Origin of the sequence: Breoghania sp. (genome assembly GCF_030066895.1) — a bacterium.
Taxonomy (GTDB): domain Bacteria; phylum Pseudomonadota; class Alphaproteobacteria; order Rhizobiales; family Stappiaceae; genus Breoghania.
Genome location: NZ_JASJAV010000030.1, coordinates 116,583 through 140,124, shown reverse-complemented (window position 1 = coordinate 140,124; position 23,542 = coordinate 116,583). Strand labels below are relative to the sequence as shown.

General features: G+C 65.4%; 3 protein-coding genes (1 of these 3 running past the window's edge). All 3 read left to right on the top strand.

What is annotated here, in order from left to right:
- Tightly spaced (each overlapping or abutting the next), the 3 genes in view from QNJ43_RS23530 to QNJ43_RS23520 form a layout consistent with a single transcriptional unit that may run on beyond the window.
- A protein-coding gene (locus QNJ43_RS23530) for an SDR family NAD(P)-dependent oxidoreductase (RefSeq protein ID WP_300473735.1) crosses the window boundary here: on the top strand, positions 1 to 2,562 show its final stretch. The gene continues 17,985 nt to the left of window position 1, outside the view; the window shows 2,562 of its 20,547 coding nt (coding positions 17,986-20,547); the start codon falls outside the window, past its left edge; the stop codon is at positions 2,560 to 2,562.
- Complete coding sequence (locus QNJ43_RS23525) at positions 2,559 to 3,893, top strand: NAD(P)-binding domain-containing protein (protein ID WP_300473733.1); 1,335 nt, start codon at positions 2,559 to 2,561, stop codon at positions 3,891 to 3,893. The genes QNJ43_RS23530 and QNJ43_RS23525 overlap by 4 nt, the downstream gene beginning before the upstream one ends.
- A complete protein-coding gene (locus QNJ43_RS23520) occupies positions 3,890 to 23,542 on the top strand; it encodes a non-ribosomal peptide synthetase (protein ID WP_300473732.1) in 19,653 nt (6,550 codons plus the stop codon). The genes QNJ43_RS23525 and QNJ43_RS23520 overlap by 4 nt, the downstream gene beginning before the upstream one ends.

The window sequence follows — 23,542 nt, the reverse complement described above, 5'->3', positions numbered from 1 at the left end:
GTGCCGTCATCGCGCTGGGATATCGCCCGCTTCTACGATCCGGACCCGCAGGCGCGGGGAAAATCCTACTGCAAGTGGATGGGCGCGCTCGATGAACCGGCGGCCTTTGACGCCCGTTTCTTCAACATCACGCCGCTCGAAGCCGAATTGATGGATCCGCAGCAGCGTCTGTTCCTGGAAGCGGCTTGGCACGCCATCGAGGATGCGGCGATCAAACCTGCCGACCTTTCGGGCAAGAGTTGCGGCGTCTACGTCTCGTCGGGTCCGAGCGGTTACGAGGAGCTGATTAAGGAGCGCAACACCTACAGCCTGCTCGGTAGTTCCGGCTCCATCCTTGCCGCGCGTATTTCCTACTTGCTCGATCTGCGGGGCCCGTGTCTCTCCATCGATACGGCGTGCTCAAGCTCACTCGTCGCCATCGCGCAGGCCTGTGAGGCGCTCCTCACCGGCACCTGCGACATGGCGCTGGCGGGCGGAGCTTGCGTGCTCGTCGGTCCGAACATGTTCATCGATACTTCCAAGGTCGCCATGCTCTCGGCCGACGGGCGCTGCTTCACGTTTGACGAACGCGCCAACGGCTTCGTGCCCGGCGAGGGCATCGGTGCACTCGTGCTGAAACGTCTGTCGGATGCGGAGCGCGACGGCGATCCGATCCATGCCGTCATCCGGGGCTGGGGCGTCAATCAGGACGGCCGCACCAACGGCATCACAGCTCCCAACCCGAAGGCGCAGGCGGCCCTCCTGAAGAGCACCCACGAGCGCTTCGATATCGATCCGGCGAGCATCGGGCTGATCGAGTGCCACGGCACCGGCACAGCGCTCGGAGATCCGATCGAGGTTGAAGGGCTGACGGAGGCTTTCGAAGGTGTGCCCGAAGGTGCGCGCTGCGCGCTCTCTTCAGTCAAAAGCAATATCGGGCACCTGCTGGCCTCCGCCGGAATTGCCGGGGCGCTGAAGGCGATGCTGGCGCTGGAGCACCGTCAATTGCCGCCCTCCGTCCATGTCGAGACGCTCAACAGCCACATTCCCTTCGAGCGCACGCCCTTCGCGGTGACGACGGCGCTGGAGGACTGGGCGGAACCGTCAAACGGCCAGCCGCGCCGGGCAGGCGTCAGCGCCTTCGGCTTTTCCGGCACCAATGCCCATCTGGTGCTGGAGGAATACCGCCACGCCCCGCTTGAGCCGGATACGACGACCCCGCCGATCTTCGTGCTCTCCGCCCGCACCCGCGAGCAACTGATCGATTATGCCGGGGAGATGGAACGCTTCGTGACGGCCGCCACCGATCTCGACCTGACCGCACTCGCCGCTACCCTCCAGCACGGTCGGGCAACCTTCTCCGAGCGTCTGGCCTTCACCTTCTCGGGCCGCGGCGATCTCCTGCGCAAGTTGTTATCCGTATCCGCCGGGCTCTCGCTCGACGGCGTCCATCTCTCGTCGGGCGATGAGGCGGCGATTGCCGTGTTCACCTCAGACGATGAAGCCCGCACCCTCGTCGGGAAATGGCTGCGTTCGGGCGAAACCCCGCGCCTTGAGAAGACGGCGGACCTCTGGGCCAAGGGCCTCGATATCGATTGGCCGCAATCGGCGGTCCCCCGCATTCATGCGCCGGGCTATCCCTTCGCCCGCACCCGTTATTGGATCGAGCCCGCCGATACGCCGCAGGAAGTCGCAGCGGCTTCCGGCGTTGCTCTCTCGCCTCTCTTCGCAGCGCCTCCGAGCCAGGGCGAAATCGGCCGGATGACGCTTCGCATCAACGGCGACGAACCGTTCCTGACGACCCACGTAACCGGCGAAAAGCGGCTGGCGGCGGGCCTGTTCCTGCTTGAATTTGCGAGAAACGCCCTTGAGAGGCTTTCCGGGCGGTCCGTTTCGGGCTTGCGCCAATTGCTGTGGGGCCGTCCCGTTGCGATCAATGGCCGCCCGCGCGATCTGACCGTCACGGTTATGGCGGATGCCGAGGGCTTGCTTTACCGCATCGAGGCAGACGGTGAGGACGGCGCTCCCTGTCATCTGGGCTCGGGCGTTGCGGGTACTGATCACGGTGAACCAGGCACATTCGCCGCCCCCGACGGTCCTCTGCCTGGAACCGCGATCACCGAAACCTTCCGTGCCTTCTCCGAGCGTTGCGCCGTTCATTCCGGCCCGCCCACGCCTGAGATGGCGCAGGTCACGGAGGTCACCCGCGATGGCGAAACCCTGACGGCCCGCCTGACCATGCCGAGAGGTGCAGCCGCGCATCAGCCGATGCTGTTCGACCCCTTCGTACTCGATGCCGTCTGGCGGCTGCTGACCTTCCGTGCCTCCGGCTGCGTCCCGGATGCAGGGAAGGGCAATGCGCTGAGCTTTCCGCTCTCCATCGAGGCCGCCACCGGGTTTGCACCTTTGGGCGATGGCGCGCTTGTCAGGATTTCCGGCGACCCCGTCACGCCCACGCCGTCCCATTTCACCGTCAATGTGTTCGATGCAACCGGATCTGAAGCCCTCCGCCTTGAGGGCGTGCGGCTGACGGGCCCGGAAAAGGGTCAGGAAATCCGGTTCGAGGAGGAGCTGCGCTCATGAGCAACGAGGCCCCCAAGGTTGCGATCATCGGCGGCGGTCCGACCGGCATCGGTGTGGCGCGCGAACTGATCGACGGCGACGTCGAGGTCGATCTCTACGAGGCGGAGGCCGATTTCGGTGGCGTGTGGAATGGGGATGCGGATTGCGGGCGGACCTACGAGTCCCTCCACCTCATCTCGCCGAAGTTCAACACCCAGGTGCCCGACTTCTCGATGCCGGAGGACTATCCGCCCTATCCCAACCACCGGCAGGTGCTCGCCTATATCCGCTCCTACGCAAAGGCCTTTGGCGTCGACAAGCGCGCGCATTTCAACGCCGCCGTGGAAAGCCTGACGCAGGAAGGGGAGAGCTGGCGGCTGAAGACGAGCGCCGGGCACGACGTCTATTATCCGCTGGTGATCGTCTGCAACGGTTTGCAACGGGTGCCGCGCTATCCCGATCCCGCCTATCCGGGAGACTTCACCGGCGAGGTGCTGCACGCGCGCGATTACAAATCCGCCGATCAACTTTGCGGCAAGCACGTGCTTGTGGTTGGCGGCGGCAATTCGGGCTGCGATATCGCCGTCGATGCGATCCGTACCGCCACCTCCGTCACCCACAGCACCCGGCGCGGCTATTACTACCAGCCGAAATTCATCTCCGGAAAACCGACGCCGCAATGGATGATGGAGCTCGGCAACAAGTTCGCCACCAAGGAGGAGACGTTCGCCTATATCCGGGAGGTCTTCCGGCTGGCGGGTTATGACGGCACCGATTACGGCCTGCCGGAACCGGACTACCCGCTCGACGGCGCGCACCCGGTGATGAACTCGCTGCTGCTCTATCACATCGGTCACGGCGACGTTGCGCCCAAGGATGATATCGAGAAATTCGCGGGCAAGATCGTGCATTTCAAGGACGGTACATCGGCCGAGATCGACCTGATCCTTTATGCCACCGGTTACCGCCGCGACTTTCCCTTCCTCGACACCGCGCTTCTGGAATGGAAGGGCAGTATTCCGGATCTCTTCCTGCACTCCACCCCGCGCAATCTCGACAACATCCTCTTCATGGGCTTCATCAACGCAGCCGGAGGATTGGGCGACGGGCTGAAGACGCAAGGCCTGTTCGTGCTGAGCTACGCCCGCGCCTTCTTCGGCAAGACGGCAGGCTTGCGGAAATTCCTCGCGGCCAAGAAGCAGGATGTGCCCGATCTTGGCCAGACCTATTTCATCGACAGCTACCGCCATCAATGGGAGGCGGATCTGTGGAAGCTTCTCTCCCACATGCGCCGCTATCGGGAAATGCTGGCTGAAGGCGCGCCGGTGAGGGAAGGGGAGCCCGCCCAATGACCTCCGCCCCCCGCGACGACCTGCGCGCCCGCATGGCGCAACTCCTCGACCAAGAATTGGTCGAGCGGGCAGGTGCGCGCGTGGCATCCAGTGCTAGGGCGGAAGATGCGAAGACGGAAACCGCCGCTCGCGAACCCGAGGCCGAACGGAGCCTCGCCGATCGTCTTTCGCGCGATGTCTGGCAGATCGCGGCCAAAGCCTTGCGCATGCCGGAGGAGCAACTCGACCCGCAGGAAAACCTCGCCAATCTCGGCGTCGACTCCATCGCGATCACCGAGATCATGGTGCAGATCTCCCGCCATTTCGCGATCTCCGTCGCCCCCACGACCTTCTTCGAGGCCCGCCATCTCGACGATCTGAGCAACATCCTCTTGGAGCGCTATGCCAAGCCCATCGAGGCGCACTACGCCAAGGAAGAGGCGGCCAAGGAGCCTCAGCCGGACCCTGTCCGCATAGAAGCCCCCGTCGCACAAGACGCCCCGCCCGCCAATGCGGACGATGGGACCTTTGAGGAAAGCTGGCTCCGCCGCCACCGCGCCTTCGCACCGAAACCGGCCAAAACTGCGGCCCCGCGCGTGCGACTCGAGCCGCCGATGCGTCCGGCGCTTGAAGCTCCCATCGCCATCCTGTCGATCGAGGGCATGTTCCCGAAAAGCCCGGATCTAGAAACCTTCGCGGCCCATCTTGCTGCGGGCGACGACTGCATAGAGGAAATTCCGCCGGACCGCTGGGACTGGCGCGCCGTCTACGGCGATCCGAAGAAGGGGCCTTACACGGACGTCAAATACGGCGGCTTCGTTCCCGGCGCCGATCTCTTCGATGCGGGCTTCTTCAACATCTCGCCGCGCGAAGCGGAGCTGATGGATCCGCAGCACCGGCTCTTCATGGAATGCGTCTGGTCGTTGATCGAGAAAGGCGGCTATGCGCCGGGTGCGCTGGCGGGCCGCAAGGTCTCTCTGTTCCTCGGTATCAACCTGCTCGATTACACCAACATGGTGAATGCCGCGGGCCTCATGGAGGTCCAGCAGCTGACCGGGCTCGGACATTCCTTCTGCCCGAACCGGCTGTCCTTCCTGCTCGATATTCACGGTCCGAGCGAGGTGGTCGATACCGCCTGCTCCAGTTCGCTGGTCGCCATCCACCGCGCCGTCATGAGTATCCGTCACGAGGGCTGCGAAATGGCGATTGCGGCCGGCTCGAACCTGATGCTGTCGCCCATGCAGCACATCATGTACTCCAAGGTCGGCATGATCGCGCCGGACGGGCGCTGCAAGAGCTTCTCCAGGGATGCCAACGGTTATGCGCGTTCCGACGGCGTCGGCGCCGTGCTGCTGAAGCGCCTCGATCTGGCCGAGCGCGACGGCGATCCTATCCTCGGCGTCATTCGCGGCTCGGTCGAGCACCACGGCGGCGGCGCAACCTCTCTGACCGCCCCGAACCCAAAGGCGCAGGCCGCATTGATCGTCGAGGCGCACCGGCAGGCGGGCGTCGATCCGCGTTCGATCGGCATGATCGAATGCCACGGCACCGGCACCTCGCTCGGCGATCCGATCGAGGCGAAAGGGCTGAAGCTGGCCTTTCGTAAGCTTTACGAGGACTGGGGCTTTCAATCACCCGACCGTGCCGTGACCGGCATCGGCTCGGTCAAATCCAATATCGGTCACACGGAGACGGCGGCGGGCATCGCGGGGCTGATCAAGGTCCTGCTCGCCATGAAGAGCCGGACCCTCTACCGCTCGCTTCATGGCGCCGAGCCCAACCCGCTGCTGGAGCTTTCCGGCAGTCCGTTCTACCTGCTGCAAGCTGCTGCCCCGTGGGACCGCCCCGTCATCGACGGCGAGGAACTGCCCCGGCGGGCGGGGCTGAGTTCCTTCGGCGCGGGCGGGACGAACGCCCATCTGGTGATCGAGGAATACATCCCACACGATGCGGCGCGCTCCGCCGTCTGCCAAGGCCCCGTCGTGGTGCCGATCTCGGCAAAGACGGCAGAGGCTCTGACCGCAGCCGTTGCCCAATTGCGCGATGCCGCCAAAGAAGCCTATTTCTCCGACCTCGCCTACACGCTCCAGATCGCCCGCGACGCCATGCGCCACCGCGTGACCTTCGTGGCAGAAGGGCGGGACGATCTGCTTGGGCAGATGGAAGGGTACCTTGCAGGCGACAGGGATGTCGCGGTCTCAGGCATCGTGCGCAACGGGCACAAGGAAAAGGCCGAGACGCTCGATCCGCGCGGTAAGGAGGCGCCCGAGATCGCCCGGCACTGGGCCTCGGGCGGCGATGTCGACTGGTCAGCGCTCTACGGTGAAAGCTATCCCCGCCGCATCGCCTTGCCCGCCTATCCCTTCCAGCGCAAACGCTACTGGCTGCCCGAGGTCGAAACGGCGACCGCCGCGCCTCATGCCACGCTCAGCCCGGTGTCCGAGGGGGCCGGCAAATACGCCCTGTCGGTGACGGGAACCGAGCCGTTCCTCGCCGATCACAAGGTGACGGGCGTTCCCGTCCTGCCGGGCGTCGCCTATCTGGAACTCGCGCGCGCCGCTGCCGTGAAGGAGGGCATTGCCAACCCGGTCTTGCGGCAGGTCATCTGGATGGCCCCGTGCAAGGTGGAGAGCCCCACGCGGATCGCCTGCGAGATCACCCGTGCCGCCGACGGGAGTGCGCGGGCCGAAATCTCCAGCCAGTCGGAGGACGGCGAGCGCCTCGTTCACGCGCAGATGAAGATCGCGGACGAACCAGCCTCGCCCTCCCGTTCGCTCGATCTCGAAGCCCTGCGCAACCACGAGTCACGCCATTTCAACCGCGTCGAGATCTATGCCGCCTTCGATCGCATGGGGCTGATCTACGGTCCCAACCACCGCGTGGTCGCCGACCTTGCCGTCTCCGCCGATCCGACCGGCGCAGCGCGTGTGCTCACACGGCTTGAATTATCTGAGGCGCAAACCTCGACTCTGGCCGATTTCGTGCTCCATCCCGGCCTGATGGATGGCGCGCTGCAATCGGCCGTCGGTCTGGCGCTCGATGCAAGCGGTGACGCCCCGAAGACAGCGGCCCTGCCGTTCTCCATCGATGCTGTTGAGATCCTCGGGAGCCTGGAACCCCACATGTGGGCCGATATTCGCGTGGCGGAGAAAACCGGCTCCAGCCTCATGCGTATGGATATCGACCTCATCGGCGAGGACGGCACCGTCCGTGTCGCCATACGCGGCTTCACCACCCGCGCGCTGCAAAGGCCGGATGAGACCGACGCATTGCGTTTCGAACCGCATTGGCATCCCTTCGAATCCGCCGCGACGTCAGAGCCTTCGTCCCGCCGGATCGTGCTCCTGACCGCCGGTGCGGGCGAGGCGAGCGCTCTGAAATCGGCATTCCCCGATGCGGAAATCAGAACGCTCGATGACGATCGCAACGCGCCGCTGGACCGGCGCTTCCATCGCCTCGCCGACCAGCTTCTGAAAACCGGGCAGGCCGCGCTCTCCGGCGATCCCGTCCTGATCCAGCTCGTTCTGGCCGACGATGCGGAGAGCGTCCCACTTTCCGCGCTTAGCTCCATGTTCCGCACCATGCGCCGCGAGCATCCAAAGCTCAGCGGCCAGGTTCTCCTTGTGCCCGAAGCAACGGACGATCTCGCCGCGCTCCTGCACAAGGCGGAAACCGCCCCGGCCGGAGCCTGCCTGGAGGTGGACGGCGATACGCTTGCAATGGAGACCTGGGACGAGGTTCCTTTGCCCGCAGAACCGGCCAACCTCCCGTGGTATGCGGGCGGCGTCTATTTGATCACCGGCGGCACGGGTACGCTCGGCCAGGCTCTGGCGCGCGAAATTCTGGAAACCGCCCCCGGTGCCGTCGTCGTTCCGGCGAGCCGCAGTGCGCCGGATGCTGCCACCGCGCAGTGGATCGCGGCGACGCCCGATCTCCATCACCTGCGTGCCGATTTCTCGGTCGAGACCTCTGTCACGGAGCTGATCCGGGTGATCCGCGAGACGCATGGCAGGCTCGACGGCGTCATTCATACCGCCGGTGTGATCCACGACGAGGCTTTTGCTCGCAAGACGCCGGATCAGCTTGCCGCCGCCTTCGGCCCGAAGGTCACGGGCGCGGTGGCGCTCGACAAGGCGATCGGCGCCGCGCCGCTCGACTTCCTTGTCTTCTATTCTTCGATTTCCGGTGTCGTTGGCAATATTGGGCAGGTCGATTACGCGGCCGCCAACGGCTTCCTCGACGCTTTTGCCGAGAGCCGCGAGGTCCGGCGGCGCGCTGGCGCCTGCCACGGCCGTACGCGCTCGATCGCCTGGCCGCTGTGGCGCGACGGCGGCATGATGCTGGACAGCGCTCAGGAAGACCTGATGCGCCGCACTACCGGCCTTGCGCCGATGGAAACCCGCGACGGGATTGATGCGCTCTGCGCGGCCGTGGCCGGGGACGCCTCGCGCGTCTGCATCGCGCCCGGCGATGCCGCCCGCATCCGCCGCTTCGTTGGCCGCACCTTCGAGCCGAAAACCACACCTGCTCAACCCGCAGCGCCTGCCCGGACAGGCCCCGCATCCCGCAAGAGCTCCGACTCCGCCCACCTGCGCCGCCTCGTTCTCGCAAGCCTGACGGAGGAGGCGAGCGAACAGCTTAAAGTCTCGCCCGACGATCTCGATCCGGATGAGGAACTAACCGAATACGGCTTCGATTCCATCGGCTTCACCCAGTTCGCCAATCGCCTCAACGATTGCTTTGATCTGGAACTGACCCCGACGCTGTTCTTCGAGTATCCGACGCTCGACGGACTGGCTGGATATCTGGCCGATCAGGAAAGCACCGCAATGGCCGCGGCCCTGGGCGTGGCAGGTGCGGTTGAAGGGGAGCCTGCGCCGGAGCCTGAGTTCGCACCAGAGCCCACATCGGCAAGGCCGACCATCGCCCCGGAGCCCGAGCGCCATCCGGCTCCCTCAACCGGCACGGATGGCCTCATCGCCATCATCGGCATGAGCGGGCAGTTCCCCGGCGCGCCTGATGTCGACGCCTTCTGGCAGGTGCTGAAGGAGGGCCGTGACTGCATCGGCGAAATCCCCGGCGAGCGATGGGACTGGCGCGACTATTGGGGCGATCCGCTGTCGGAACCGGGCAAGGGCAACGTCAAATGGGGCGGCTTCATCGAGGACATGGCCGCTTTTGATGCGCCTTTCTTCGGCATCTCCGCGCCCGAAGCCCGGATGATGGACCCGCAGCAGCGGCTTCTTCTCACCGCAAGCTGGCGGGTGATGGAAGATGCGGGCTATGCGCCCTCGGCGCTCGCGGGATCGAAGACCGGAGTTTTCATCGGTACGGCGGATACAGGCTACAGCCGTCTGATCTCGCAAGGCGGCGTTGCGGTCGAGGGCTATTCGATGACCGGCCTTGCGCCCTCGCTCGGGCCGAACCGGATCAGCTACGTTTATGATTTCCATGGTCCCAGCGTCGCGGTCGAGACGGCCTGTTCCAGCGCACTGATCGCGGTTCACCGCGCGGTGGAGGCCATCCGCGCAGGGCACTGCACCGCGGCGATTGCCGGCGGCATCAACGCCCTGCTGCTGCCCGATGCCTTCGTCGGCTTCGCCAAGGCGGGCATGCTGTCGCCGGAGGGCCGCTGCAAGACGTTTTCCGCCACGGCCGACGGCTATGCGCGCGGGGAGGGCGTCGGCCTCGTCTTCCTGAAACCGCTCCGAGAGGCTGAGCGCGATGGCGACAGGATCCTCGGCGTGATTCGCGCCAGTGCCGAAAATCACGGCGGCCATGCCGCCTCGCTCACCGCGCCGAACTCGAAGGCGCAAGCCGATCTCCTGCGCACCGCCTATGCCCGCTCCGGCATCGATCCGCGCACCGTCGGCTATATCGAGGCACACGGCACGGGAACCCCGCTCGGCGATCCGATCGAGGTTGAGGCGCTGACCTCCGCCTTCTCCGATCTCGCCTGTGAGGCCGAAATCACCTTCGGACCGGCCCCCGAGCAAGCTTGTGCCATCGGTTCGGTCAAATCGAATATCGGTCATCTGGAACTGGCCGCCGGGATTGCCGGGCTCATCAAGGTGCTGCTGCAGATGCGGCACGGGAAGATCGCACGCTCGCTCCATGCGGAGGATCTTAACCCCTATATGAAACTGAAGGGCAGCCCCTTCCATGTGGCGCAGACCGCGGAACGCTGGAGCCGCGTATGCGATGCCGACGGTAACCGCCTGCCGCGCCGCGCGGGCGTCAGTTCCTTCGGTTTCGGCGGCACCAATGCCCATGTCGTTCTGGAGGAATATTGCGCCCCGGACTCAGCCGTGCCCGACGCCGCTGATGACGATCCCGAACTCATCGTCCTGTCCGCCCGCTCGGACGCTCAACTGACGGAGACGGTGCGCCGGTTGGCGGACTTCGTGTCCGGAGAGGGGCAGGCGGCGGAGCTTCGTGATATCGCCCACACGCTGCAGATCACTCGCGATCCGATGGAATTCCGCCTCGCCTTCGCCGCCGGCTCAATGGCGGAGATGCTAGAGCGCCTGAATGCCTATCTTGCGGGAGAGGAAGGCGATGCGCTCCATACTGGCCGGGTCAAGGCCAACCGCAAGACCAACGCCGTTCTGGAAAGCGACGGGCCTTTGCGCGAAGCCGCCGCCGGGCTTGCCGAGCGGGGCAGGGGAGAGGATCTGCTGACCCTCTGGGTCGGCGGCTTCGGCATCGACTGGGCCACCGTGCGAAAAGGACGACCTGGAAAACGCATCCCCTTGCCCGGATACCCTTTTGCCAAGACCCATTACTGGGTCGGGCAGGGTCCCAATGCCCTCATTATGCCTGCGACGACCCCCGCCGTTTCCTCTCGGGAGGCGGCGGCCCCCATTTCCGAAGCCCCGGTTCCTCAGGTCCGAGAGATCACGCCAGCCGACCGGCTGGAACGCACATTGGCCGTCGTTGCCGAGATCGCGGCCCGCACGCTGGAAGTGGACCCGTCCATTCTGGACGTCGATACCGAGCTTGGCGATTTCGGTTTCGACTCCATCACCATGACGACCTTCGCGGCTGAGATAAACGCCGGGCTGGGCCTCGCGCTGACGCCCGCCGACTTCTTCGAATTCGCGACCCTTTTCCGACTGGCGAGCCACATCGCGCCGAACCTGAGCGCCGCGCAATTGGGGCTTGAGGTAAAACCGATCTCGCCATCCGTCGCCCCGCCTGCCGTTGGTTCCGCCAAAGTGGCGTCCCCCGATCCGCAGTCGCGCACCTCCGTGCCCGACGATGATCCCGTCGTCATCGTCGGCCAGAGTTGTCGGTTCCCGATGGCTTTGGACGGGAACGAATTCTGGTCGAACCTGATTTCCGCGCGCGACTGCATCATCCGCATTCCCGCCGATCGCTGGTCGTGGCAGGCGCTCGACGGCGATCCGCGCCGCGAACCGACGAAGACCAACATCCATTGGGGTGGCTTCATCGACGGGGTGTTCGAGTTCGATCCGCTGTTCTTCGGTATCTCGCCGCGCGAGGCCCGGCTGATGGACCCGCAGCAGCGCTTGATGCTGGTCCATGCGTGGAAGGCGGTCGAGGATGCGGGCCATTCCCCCGAAAGCCTCGCCGGGCAAAAGGTCGGCGTTTTCGTCGGCACCTCGTCGAGCGGCTATCGCGAAATGATCGGGGCCGACAGCGGCGGCGAGGGCTATGTCGCAACCGGTGCCGTGCCGTCGGTCGGGCCGAACCGGATCAGTTATCTGCTCGATCTGCACGGCCCGAGCGAGCCGGTGGAAACGGCCTGTTCCAGTTCGCTGGTAGCGCTGCATCGCGCGGTTCAGGCGATCCGTGCGGGCGATTGCGACATGGCGTTGGTCGGCGGCGTCAACACCATCATCACGCCGGAAGCGCATATCAACTTCGCCAAGGCGGGCATGCTCTCGCCCGACGGCCGCTGCAAGACCTTCTCCGCCGAGGCCAACGGCTATGTGCGCGGCGAGGGTGTCGGCATGCTGTTCGTGCGCCGCTTGTCGGATGCCGAACGCGACGGAGATCCGATCCTCGCCATAGTGCGCGGAACCGCGATCAACCACGGCGGCCACGCTAACTCCCTGACCGCGCCCAATACCAGCGCGCAGGCCGATCTGCTGATTTTCGCCTATACGAATGCGGGCATCGACCCGCGCACCGTCGGCTATATCGAGGCGCACGGAACCGGCACCGCGCTGGGCGACCCGGTCGAGATCAACGCCCTGAAATCCGCCTTCCGCGCCTTGCCGACAATGCCGGGATCTCCGGACAGTGCAAGCTGCGCGCTCGCCTCGATCAAGACCAATATCGGCCATCTGGAACTGGCGGCCGGTGTCGCTGGCGTCATCAAGGTGCTGAAGCAGTTCGAGCACCGTCGCCTCGCCCCGAACCTCCATTGCGAGACGATCAACCCCTATATCGATCTCTCCGACAGCCCGTTCCGCATCCTGCACGCGGCCGAGCCCTGGGAGCCGGTACGCAATGAACACGGCAAAGCGCTGCCATTGCGCGCAGGTATTTCGAGTTTCGGCTTCGGCGGCGTCAACGCCCACGTGATCCTCGAGGAGTATTGCCCCGCAGAGGATCGCACCTCCGACCAGTCCGCACCGTCCGGCCCCGTGGTCGTGCCGCTGTCGGCGCGCGACGGAGATCGGCTGAAGGACTGCGCGCGCAATCTCCTGGCCGAACTCGATAGCGGTCGCCTGGCCGAAGCCGATCTGCCGGACCTCGCCCATACCCTGCAGGTCGGCCGGTCGGAGCTGGCCGAGCGCCTCGCCGTCGTTGCCGATAGTCTTGAGGATTTGCACGCCTCTCTCGAAAGCTTTCTTGAAGGCCGCGAGGCATCGGCCATCTTCACCGGGCGTGTGGGGAAACCCGACCCGGCCGCTGGCGATCTGCCGCCCGATGCGGAGGCCGCCGATATCGCGCGGCACTGGACCGGCGGTGGCAAGGTCGACTGGCAGGCCCAAAATCCCGGCCCGCACCGCCGGTTGCATCTGCCGACCTATCCCTTCGCCCGCGACGTCTACCGCGCCGGACCCGTGCCCGGTTCCCAACCCGACGAGGGCTTCCGGTTCCGCCTGAGCGCCGATGCCTTCTACCTGAGGGATCACGTCGTTCGTGGCAATCGCATTCTTCCCGGCGCCATGAGCCTCGAGATCGTCTGTAAGGCCGCGCTGGAAGAGAAGGTCGCGACATCGCTGCCGGTGATCCTTTCCGGTGTGACATGGCACAGGCCCGTCGAACTGAATTCCGGCGAGATCGAGCTTGACGTCGTCTTCGATGAGGCGGTGCGCGGTGGCCGAAGGTTCCGTTTGGTGCCACGGGGCGATGACCGGAGCGATTTCGTACGTGGCATGATCGAGCTTGCCGATGGCACCGACCGGCCCGCCTCCCTCGATATCGCGGCGCTGCAACGGGCCTACCCGGTTTTGCACGATCGCGACTGGCTCTACGCCACCTATTCCGCACTCGGCATCGACTACGGCCCCGCCATGCGCGCGGTTGCCGAGCTGTCCTCCTCCGGTGACGGCGGGGCGCTCGCCCGGCTGCGGCTACCGCAGGCGGCGACGGAGACGAGCGAGGGCTTTATCCTCCACCCGAGCCTGCTCGATGCCGCCTTCCAGTCGGCACTCGTCGCTTTCTCGTCTGAGGGAGACGGCGTGCTCGCACTTCCCTTTGGCATCGACCGGGTGGAGGTCTGCGCGCCCACGGCCAACACCGTGTGGGCGCATCTGCGCCTTCGTCCGCAGGGCGAAGCCGTCCGCAAGCTGGATATCGATCTGGCCGATGAGGACGGCCGTCTCTCCGCTCGCATCGAAGGCTTCTCCGTGCGCCTTCTGCCGGATGAGGGACCGCGCAAGGAGCCTCCGGAGGCGGAAGCTGCTCCGCCCCGAACCGTCGATGCATCTGCGGTGGAGCGCTATTTTGTCGACCTGATCGCCAGAGAGACCGAGGTGGATGCCGCTTCGGTCTTGCTGTCCGCCCCGCTTGAGGTCTACGGTATTGACTCCGTCCTGATCATGCAGCTGATGGACGTGTTGGAACGCGATTTCGGGCCGCTGCCGAAGACACTGTTCTTCGAATATCAGACGCTTGAAGCGCTGATCGGCTATTTCCGCGAAAAGCATAGGGTTAGGCTCGCCGAAATCACCGGCGCGGCGCGTCAGGCGCCCGAAATGCCTGCCCGGAAGACGTCTGATGCCGTCAAGCGCGGGCCGGTCGCGGCGAATGAGCCTATCGCGATCATCGGTCTGGCCGGGCGCTATCCCGGCGCGCGCACGCTCGATCAGTTCTGGGAAAATCTCGCGAGCGGGCGCGGCAGCGTCACCGAAGTCCCGCCGACCCGCTGGGACCACGCGCGTCACTACGATCCCGAACGCAAGATCGGCAAGACCACCTGCAAGTACGGCGGTTTCATCGAGGGCCATGACCGCTTCGATCCGATGTTCTTCAACATCGCCCCGCGTGAGGCGCAATATCTCGATCCGCAGGAACGGCTCTTCCTGCAAACGGCGTGGGAAACGCTGGAAGATGCGGGCTACACGCGCGAGGCAGTCGCCTCCAATGGCGCGCGCCACGGCGGTGCGGGCGTCTATGTCGGCGTCATGTGGGAGGAGTACCAGCTCTACGCCGCGGAGATGAACGCCAGGGGTATTCCGGCGGCGATAGCAGGCAGTGCGGCGGCAATCGCCAACCGGGTTTCCTATTTCCTGAATTTCCATGGCCCCAGCATTGCGCTCGACACCATGTGTTCCTCGTCGCTGACGGCGATCCATCTGGCCTGCGAGGCCCTGCGTTCCGGCGATTGTTCGGTGGCGCTTGCGGGCGGGGTCAATCTCACGCCCCATCCCAACAAGTATTTCGCTCTCTCTCAAGGCCGCTTCCTGTCCGCCAGGGGCCATTGCGCTGCCTTCGGGGCGGAGGGCGACGGCTATGTTCCGGCTGAAGGCGTCGGCGCAGTCCTCCTGAAACCGCTCGCCCAGGCGGAGGCTGATGGCGACCGGATTTACGGCGTGATCCTCGGCTCCGCTCTCAACCATGGCGGCAAGACCAACGGCTTCACCGTCCCCAACCCCGTCTCCCAGACGGCGGTGATCGAACGGGCGCTCGACAAGGCAGGCGTTGCGCCCGGCGAGGTGAGCTATATTGAGGCCCACGGCACCGGCACCAATCTCGGCGATCCGATCGAGATTGCAGCCCTGACCAAAGCTTTTGCGGGCGCGGGCGGTCAACCTTGCGCCATCGGCTCGGTCAAATCGAATATCGGCCATGCGGAGAGTGCGGCCGGAATGGCCGGGCTGACGAAACTCCTGCTGCAACTGAAGCACGGCCAGCTCGCTCCCTCGATCCACGCTGAGGAATTGAACCCGAATATCGATTTCGAGGGTTCGCCCTTCCGTGTGCAGCGGGTGCTTGCGCCCTGGCAGAAATCGATGGACAACGGGAAGGCCCTGCCGCGCATTGCCGGGCTTTCCTCCTTCGGCGCGGGTGGGGCCAATGCGCATCTCATCATCGCCGAACATCTTGAGGCTCCCCGGCCGTTCCTGCCGGTCGCCCCGAGGGTCTATCCCTTCTCCGCCCGCGATCCCGACCGGCTGGAGGTCTTGCTTCGACAGGTCCGCTCCCATCTCGACACGTTAAGCGAAAGCGATCTGCCGAGCATCACCTACACCCTCCAGGAGGGTCGCGAGGCCTTTGAAGAACGGCTGGCAATCGTCGCGCAGAGCATGGGCGACCTGAAGAGGGGCCTCGACCGGGTGCTTGCCGGAGAAACTTCGGAGCATGTTTTCCGCGCCCGTGCCTCCGCACAGGCGACGACGATTGCAGCTTCTTCTGAGCTTTCGGATATCGCGGCGGGCTGGGTCAACGGCGCACGGGTTGACTGGCGGGCTCTACGTGAGGACGAGAAGCCGCGCCCGATCAGCCTGCCGACCTATCCCTTTGCCGAGGATCATTGCTGGCTGCCTGTCGTCGACGGCGCCGAGACGCCCGCCGCCGTCGAAACCCGGTTGCCGCTCCTCTTCGCCCTCGACCGGCGGGATCGGCTGGCCGAGACAACGGGGCAGCTCCCGACCAATCCGCCGCTCCACGTCCTGTGCGATCTCCCCTCAGCCTATGCTGGACTTGCCGATGCCCTGCGCGAGATGGGAGCGGAGGTCGTCGTTCCGGATCTGCCTGAAACGAGCGCCCTCGATGCGCGATACGGCGCGCTCGCGCTCAGTTTGCTGGATTGTCTGAAGGAGCAGGCCCGGGCGCGGCAGGAGAGGGTGGTCCAGGTCGTCGTGCCGCTTGCAGGCGACGACAGCCTGTTTGAAGGGCTCTCCGGCCTGTTGCGTTGCGCCGCGCTCGAACATCCGATCCTCACCTGCAGGCTGATCGCAGTGGATAGGGCCGTTCCCGATCTGGCGGGCCGTCTTGCCGAGGACGCAGAGTGTGGAAAGGATCAGGCGGAGATCCGCTATAGGGAAGGCCGTCGCCTCGTCCGCACCTGGCGCGAACTCGCTCCCACCTCTGCGCAAACAGCCGCTCCGTGGGTGGAAAACGGCGTTTATCTCCTGACCGGCGGGGCTGGCGGCATCGGTCTTCACGTGGCCGAGGATATCGCTGCGAGCGGCACCCGCCCGTCGCTGTGGCTCACAGGGCGCTCAAGCCCGACGCCTGCCATCGAGCAATCGCTGAAGAAGCTCGAAGCCTTCGGCGCATCCGCCCGCTACAGACGCGTCGATGTCACTGATGCGGCTGCCGTCTCGGCCCTTCTCGACGAGATCGAGCGCACCGATGGGCACCTGACCGGAATCTTCCATGGTGCAGGTCTCACCCGCGACGGGCTGCTTCTCGCCAAGACGGACGAGACCTTCAACGAAGTCCTTGCCCCGAAGGTGACGGGCGCCTGCATTCTCGATGAGGCCCTCGGCGACCGCCCGCTCGATTTCCTCGTGCTCTTCGCCTCCGCCGCAGGCGCGCTCGGCAATCCCGGACAATCGGATTATGCGGCCGCGAATGCCTTCCTCGATGCCTTCGCCGCCCGGCGCAATGCGCAAGTTGCTGCCGGGACACGAGCCGGGCGCACGGTCTCCATCGACTGGCCCTATTGGCGCGACGGCGGCATGACGATGGACGAGCGCACAATCTCCGCCATCAGGCGCACCTCCGGCGTGCTGCCGCTTGAAACCGCCACCGGCCTTGCCGCCCTGAAAACCATTCTGGGCTCGAGCGAAGAGGCGCAGGTCCTCGTCCTCGAAGGTGATCACGGTCGTCTGCGCGGTCTGATGAAACCGGCCGATGCGCCCGCGCAGCCCATGGCGGCCGCAACGCAGGCCGCCCCCGTCAAGCGCTCCGAGCCGGTGCCCGCGTCGGCGACGCGCAAGGAAACCGTCGCGGCGATCAAGGCCGCCTTCTCGACCTGTCTCGGCATTCCCGAGGATCGGTTGGGGCCGGATGACACCATTGATCGCTTCGGCGTGGATTCCGTCTCAGGCCTCGAAGTCGTCGAGGTGCTCGAGGCGAGCTTCGGCTCCCTGCCGCAGACCATCCTGTTCGAGTTCCAGACCATCAACCGGCTAGCAGATGAACTGACGGACAAGTTCGCGACGGTGGAAAACGATGAAACCTCGCCGCCGCTCGCCGAACCTGTCGCCCGCACCGAACCTGCCCCTGAGCCGGACGAGCGCGATATCGCCATCATCGCCGTCGCCGGACGTTTTCCGGGTGCTGACACGATTGAGGATTTCGCCGACCTCCTGCGCGAGGGCCGCGATTGCGTCACCGAAATCCCCGCCGACCGTCAGGATCTCGTGCCGCGCTATTCGCCGCGAAGGGGCGAGCCGGGGGCAAGCTACTGCAAGTGGGGCGCGTTCCTCTCCGATGTCGATTGCTTCGATGCCGGGTTCTTCGGCTTCACGCCCCGCGATGCGGATCTGAGCGACCCGCAGGAACGGTTGTTTCTTCAAACGACCTGGCACCTTTTCGAGCGTGTCGGGCACACGCGGCCGTACCTTGCCGAGCATTACGACAAGCGCGTCGGCGTCTTCGTCGGTACCATGTACAACCAGTATCCGGGCCTTGCCACGGAACTCGAAACCCGCGCGCTTCTGGCGCTGTCCTCCTATTCGGGGATTGCCAACCGCACGTCCTTCTTCTTCGATCTGCAGGGCCCGAGCGTTGCGCTCGACAGCATGTGTTCGTCGGGGCTTCAGGCGGTGCATCAGGCCTGCCAGAGCCTGCGTTTGGGCGAATGTCGGCTGGCGGTTGCGGGCGGGGTCAATCTCTCCATTCACCCCGGCAAATACGAGGCCCTGAGCCGCGCCGGGCTCGTTGCGGGCAACCCGGATGCGCGCGCCTTTTCAGGTGGAGCAGGGTATCTGCCCGCCGAGGGCGTTGGCGCGGTGCTGCTGAAGCCTCAGGCGGATGCGATGGTCGACGGCGACCGCATCCTTGCGGTGATCAAGGGCAACCTCGCCAATCACGCCGGTCATTCAGCCGGTTACGCCGTGCCGAACGTGGACGCACAGGTTCACCTCCTCGAAGACGCATTCGAGAGGGCCGGGATCGACCCGGCAACCATCGGCTATGTGGAGGTCGCGGCCACCGGCTCGCAGATCGGCGATGCCATCGAACTGCGCTCGCTCACGGAAGCCTTCTCGAAGGCTGAGGGCGCACGTCCGGCCATCGGTTCCGTCAAGACCAACATGGGCCACGCGGAAGGTGCCTCCGGGCTTGCCCAGCTTGCCAAGGTGCTGCTGCAATTCGAGCACCGCGAACTGTTTCCCTCCTTCGTCAAGAACGGAGCGCCCGAGGCCTTCCGGGGAACCGTCTTCCGGCCGCAGACGGAGCTTGCCCCGTGGCCCGCGCCTGTCGGGCCGAACGGACAGGAGCCACGGCGCGCGACGATCAGTTCTTTCGGCGCGGGCGGCTCCAACGTCCATCTCATTCTGGAAGAAGCCCCGAAGGTCGAGACGTCCAAGGCATCGCCGGAAGCCGTGAAGTCGCGTCTTTTCCCCGTCTCCGCGCGCACCGAAGACCAGCTGGTCGATCTCCGGGCCGCATTGGTCCGTCATCTGCGCGCGAACCAAGATCTTTCGCTTGCGGCCTTGTCCCGAACGCTGCGTCTGGGGCGCGAAAGCTTCGACTGCAAGGTAACGTTCGTGGCCTCAAGCACCGAAGACCTGATCCGCAAACTGGAAGATCCGGCCTTCGTCGAGCCTGTCGAGGCAATCGCCGCCCTCAGTCCCCAGGACGACGAGCGCTCCGGTCCCATGCTCGTGCTCCCCGGCTATCCCTTCAAGCGCGAACGCCATTGGCTGAAAACGGTTCCCGTCGTTGCACCCAGCGAGGAAATCGAAGATGTGGCCCCCGAGGCCGGGGACAAGGAGAGCGCGCTCGATTTTATCCGCCGGATACTGGCGGCGGAACTCGGCTGCCCGGTGGACGACATTCCCGCCGATGCGGATTTCGAGAGCCTCGGCGTCGATTCCATGGCGCGGATGCGGCTCGTCTATTCCATCGAGGATGCATATGGTGCGGCCCTGACGCAGGCCGACATGGAGGCCCACCCGACGCCGCAAAGCCTCGCCGCCCGACTGGAAAGCCTTGGTGCGTCAGTGGCTCCGGCCGTCTTCGCACCGCAAGCCCGCGAGACCCCGTCGCGGCGGCCGCTCGGAGAAGCCCAGAAGGGGCTCTGGGTGCTCCAGTCGCTTTACCCGCAAAGCGGCGATTACAACGTGCCGATGGCCTATCTCTGCCGCTCGCTCGACCGCGCGTCGCTGGCAAAGGCGGTCGATTGGCTAACCGGCGAATACCCGATCTTGGCGACCCGGTTCGAAGAGGAGGCGGGCGAGCCGGTGCTGGTGCCGCGTCCGGACGTGGTTGAAATCAACTCTGTTGCGCTTCCCAAGGAACTGGAGAGCGAAGCCTTCCTGCGCCGTCGCGCCGCCATCCCCTTCGATCTCTCAAAGGGCGTCTTCCGTATCGATCTCGTTTTCGGCGGCAGGCTCGAACCGGACACGAGCGTCGTGCTCCTGACGGCCCATCACATCGTCACCGACGGCGTCTCCTCCGCCGTGATGAGCCGTGATCTCTGGCAGGCCTATGAGCGTTTCGCGAGAGGCGAGCCCGCACCGCGAGGGCACGGTGATGCGGCCGACTACGCCGATTTTGTCGCCTGGGAGGAGCAGGTCACGACCTCCGATGAAGGCGACGCCCAGAAATCCTACTGGCTGGAGAAGCTCCGGGATCCCTTGCCCGATCTCAGACTGCCGACGATCAGCGGCGCGACCCGCAAGACGATCACTGCCGGAGAGAACCTCGATCTGAAACTCTCGCGTGATCTGACGGCCCGTTTTTGCGAGACGGCGAAAGCGCTTGGCATAAGCCAGGCCGCGCTTTACCTGAGTGCCTTCTCGGGCCTGCTTTACCGCTACACCGGCGAACGCGATCTGGTGATCGGCATCCCGACGCTGCGCCGTCCCGCCCGTCGTTTTGCCGAAACGCTTGGTTTTTGCGCCAACATGGTCGCCCTGCGCCTCGCTCTTGAGCCGAACTTGAGCTTGAGCGACTGGGCGGCCCGCGTCCATGTCGACCTCGCGGAGGGGTTGGCCCATTCCGACTATCCCTTTGCCCGCATCGCCCGCGAGCTCGGTGGCACGGCGTCCGGTGACTCGCCCTATCAGGTGACCTTCGCCTACCAGAGCTTCGGCGCTGAGCTGACCGGACTTTCGAGCGTTGCGAGCGGCGATATCCGCCTGCTCCCCTCCATCCGGCAGGCCGGCGACACGGAGTTCGGCATCGAGGTGCAAAACGCTCCCGATGGTGCGCTTGTCATCACCAATTTCGATGCCAATTCGTTTGCCCGCGGCACTATGGAGCGCATGTTGCATCACTATCGCCTGCTGCTTGAGGCCCTTGCCAAGGGGCAAGCCGAACCGCTCTTCTCCGTTCCCATGCTGACGAAGTCCGAGACCGACCGGGCGCTTCATCATTGGAGCCGGACGCGGGATGTCGAGACCTCCGCAACCCTTGCGCACGATCTGGTTTTCGACCGGGCGCGCAAAACCCCCGGTGCGGTTGCCGTTTCAGCGGAAGCGGGCCGTCTCTCCTACAAGCGCCTTGCCGTTCGCACCCGGAGGATTGCGCTGTCGCTGCAAAGGCACGGCGTTAAGCACGGCGACCGGGTCGCCGTGCTGCTCGGTCGCGAACCCGATGCCATCGCCGCCCTTCTGGCGGTGCTCGCAAGCGGTGCCGTCTGGGTGCCGCTCGATCCGGAATTCCCCGACGAGCGCCTGACCCATATCCTGAGCGACGCCGGAGCTTCCTTCGTGCTGACGAAGGGGGCAAATGCCGCCCGCCTTCAGGGGCTGGCAGACGTGCCCGTCATCGATCTCGATCGCGAGAACGTCGGATTGTTTGACCGCTTCGCCAGGCTTCCCACAGTCGAAATTGGCCCGGACGACCCTGCCTATATCATCTATACCTCCGGCTCGACCGGCATGCCGAAGGGCGTGGTCATATCCCACGAGGCGCTGTCCCGCCATTGCCAGATCGTTGCGCGCGAATACGGGCTATCTGTCGATGACGTCGTACTGCAATTCGCGTCCGCCTCGGTGGATACGGCGCTTGAGCAGATCCTGCCCGTCCTCACCGTCGGCGGCTCGCTGGAACTTCGCCCGGAAGGCTTGCAGACGCCGGAAGCTTTCCACGCCTGGCTCGCCGACAAGGCCATCACGGTCGCGGACCTGCCGCCGGTCTACCTGCACGAATTGCTGCGCGCCTGGCAAAGCCGGGAGGCCGCGCTGCCTGCCTTGCCCTTGAGGTTGGTGATCGTCGGCGGTGAGGCCCTGTCGCGCGAGGTTGTCGATCTCTGGGGAAGGAGCGCTTTTGCGCGAATACGGCTCGTCAACGCCTACGGGCCGACGGAAGCGACGATCACCGCGCTCACCCATGACGTGAAACCGAATAAAGCGACCGACGCCGTCCCGATCGGCAGGCCGCTGCCGGGCGTCGAAATCTACATTCTCGATGGAGACGGCAACCTCGTGCCCGACGGGATCGTCGGCGAGTTGTATCTGGGCGGCGACCGTCTTGCGCCGGGCTATCACGGTCGCCCGGATCTGACGGCGGCGAAGTTCTGCACCCATCGCATCGCGGACCGTGACATCCGCCTCTACGCCACGGGCGATCTGGCCTGTTTCCGCCCCAATAGCGGCGGGCAGGTGGAATTCCACGGCCGCATCGACGATCAGGTCAAGATCCGTGGCTACCGGATCGAACTGGGGGAAGTCGAGGCGGCGCTTGGTGCCTGCGGTGTTGGCGAGGCGGCGGTGCTTGTGGAGCGGAACAGGGTCGGGGACCCGGTTCTGACGGCCTTTCTCGGGGGAATGGACGGAAGCCTCGGCGATCTGGATCTGAAGGAACAGTTGGCGCACAGCCTGCCCGCACACATGGTGCCCTCCGTCTGGGTTCGGCTCGACCGGCTGCCGAAAACCGTCAGCGGCAAGATCGACCGCATTGCCCTGCGGCGCCACGAAACGGGGGATGCGCAAGAGGCTCAGTCCGCTCGGCCGCCGCGCGACGGTCTGGAACGCATGCTTCGGCAGATCTGGGGCGCGGTTCTGGGTCGGGAGGAAGCCGGGCTCGGGATCGATGACGACTTCGCGCAAGCCGGAGGTCACAGCTTGCTGACAGTCCGGCTCCTCAGCCGCATTCAGCAAGCCTTCGGCTGCGCCCTGTCGGTTTCCGATCTCTCCGGCGCGGCCACGATCGCCGCGCAAGGCCGTTTGCTGCGTGCTCGCGGCGTGAGCGGTGCGGGCGCGGAGACGAAAACGCCGGACGAGATCCCGCTCGTTGTCTCCCTCCGACAGCCCGATCGGGCCTCGGGAGAACGGGTCGCTCCGCCGCTGTTCCTGATCCATCCGATCGGCGGAACCCTGACCTGCTACCGGCCGCTTCTCGATGCGCTTCCGGTCGATATCCCCGTCTACGGCGTGCGTGCCGAGGGGCTTGAGCCGGGGGAGGGCGTGCGCACCGACAGAATCGAGGCCATGGCCGCGCGCTATTGCGGCCAGATCCGGAAACTGCAGGGCCACGGCCCCTATCGGCTTGCCGGCTGGTCGCTCGGCGGCGCCATCGCCTTCGAGATGGCGCGCCATCTGGAGGCGGCGGGCGAGGCGGTGTCCTTCCTCGGCCTCATCGACAGCTATACGCCGGCGGATATCCGGGAACTTGAAGCCTCGTCCGAGGCGGGCGACGACGATATCGACCTGCGCTGCCGGCAGGCCTTTGTCCGCGATCTCTTCGGTGCCGAGATGGTGCTCGCGCCCGATCAGGATGTCGTCGAGGTCGTGCGTTCCCTGCCGCAATTCCAGGTCGCGTTTCCCGGTGCCGGGGAGGAGGACGTCAGGTGCCTGCTGGCGGTGTTCTCGGCGAATTTCGCACTCCTCAGGGCCTACGAGCCGCAAGCTTGCAGCGCTCCGTTGACGTTGGTGCGCGCGCTCGGTGGCCTGAAACGCGATTTTACCGAGAGTTGGGCGGCGCTCACCTGCGTTACGCCGAAGGTCTGTCGCGTTGAGGCCGATCACTATTCGGTGCTGAGAGCGCCGGCTCTGGATGCGTGGGTGCCGGAGATCTGCGAAAGCCTGACCGGCGATCCGCAACTGGTCCGGACTGGTTCTGTCTGA

Bases quoted from the DNA above. Each gene is read 5' to 3' on its own strand.
- QNJ43_RS23525 (WP_300473733.1), top strand. From the start codon at position 2,559: ATGAGCAACGAGGCCCCCAAGGTTGCGATCATCGGCGGCGGTCCGACC.
- QNJ43_RS23520 (WP_300473732.1), top strand. From the start codon at position 3,890: ATGACCTCCGCCCCCCGCGACGACCTGCGCGCCCGCATGGCGCAACTC.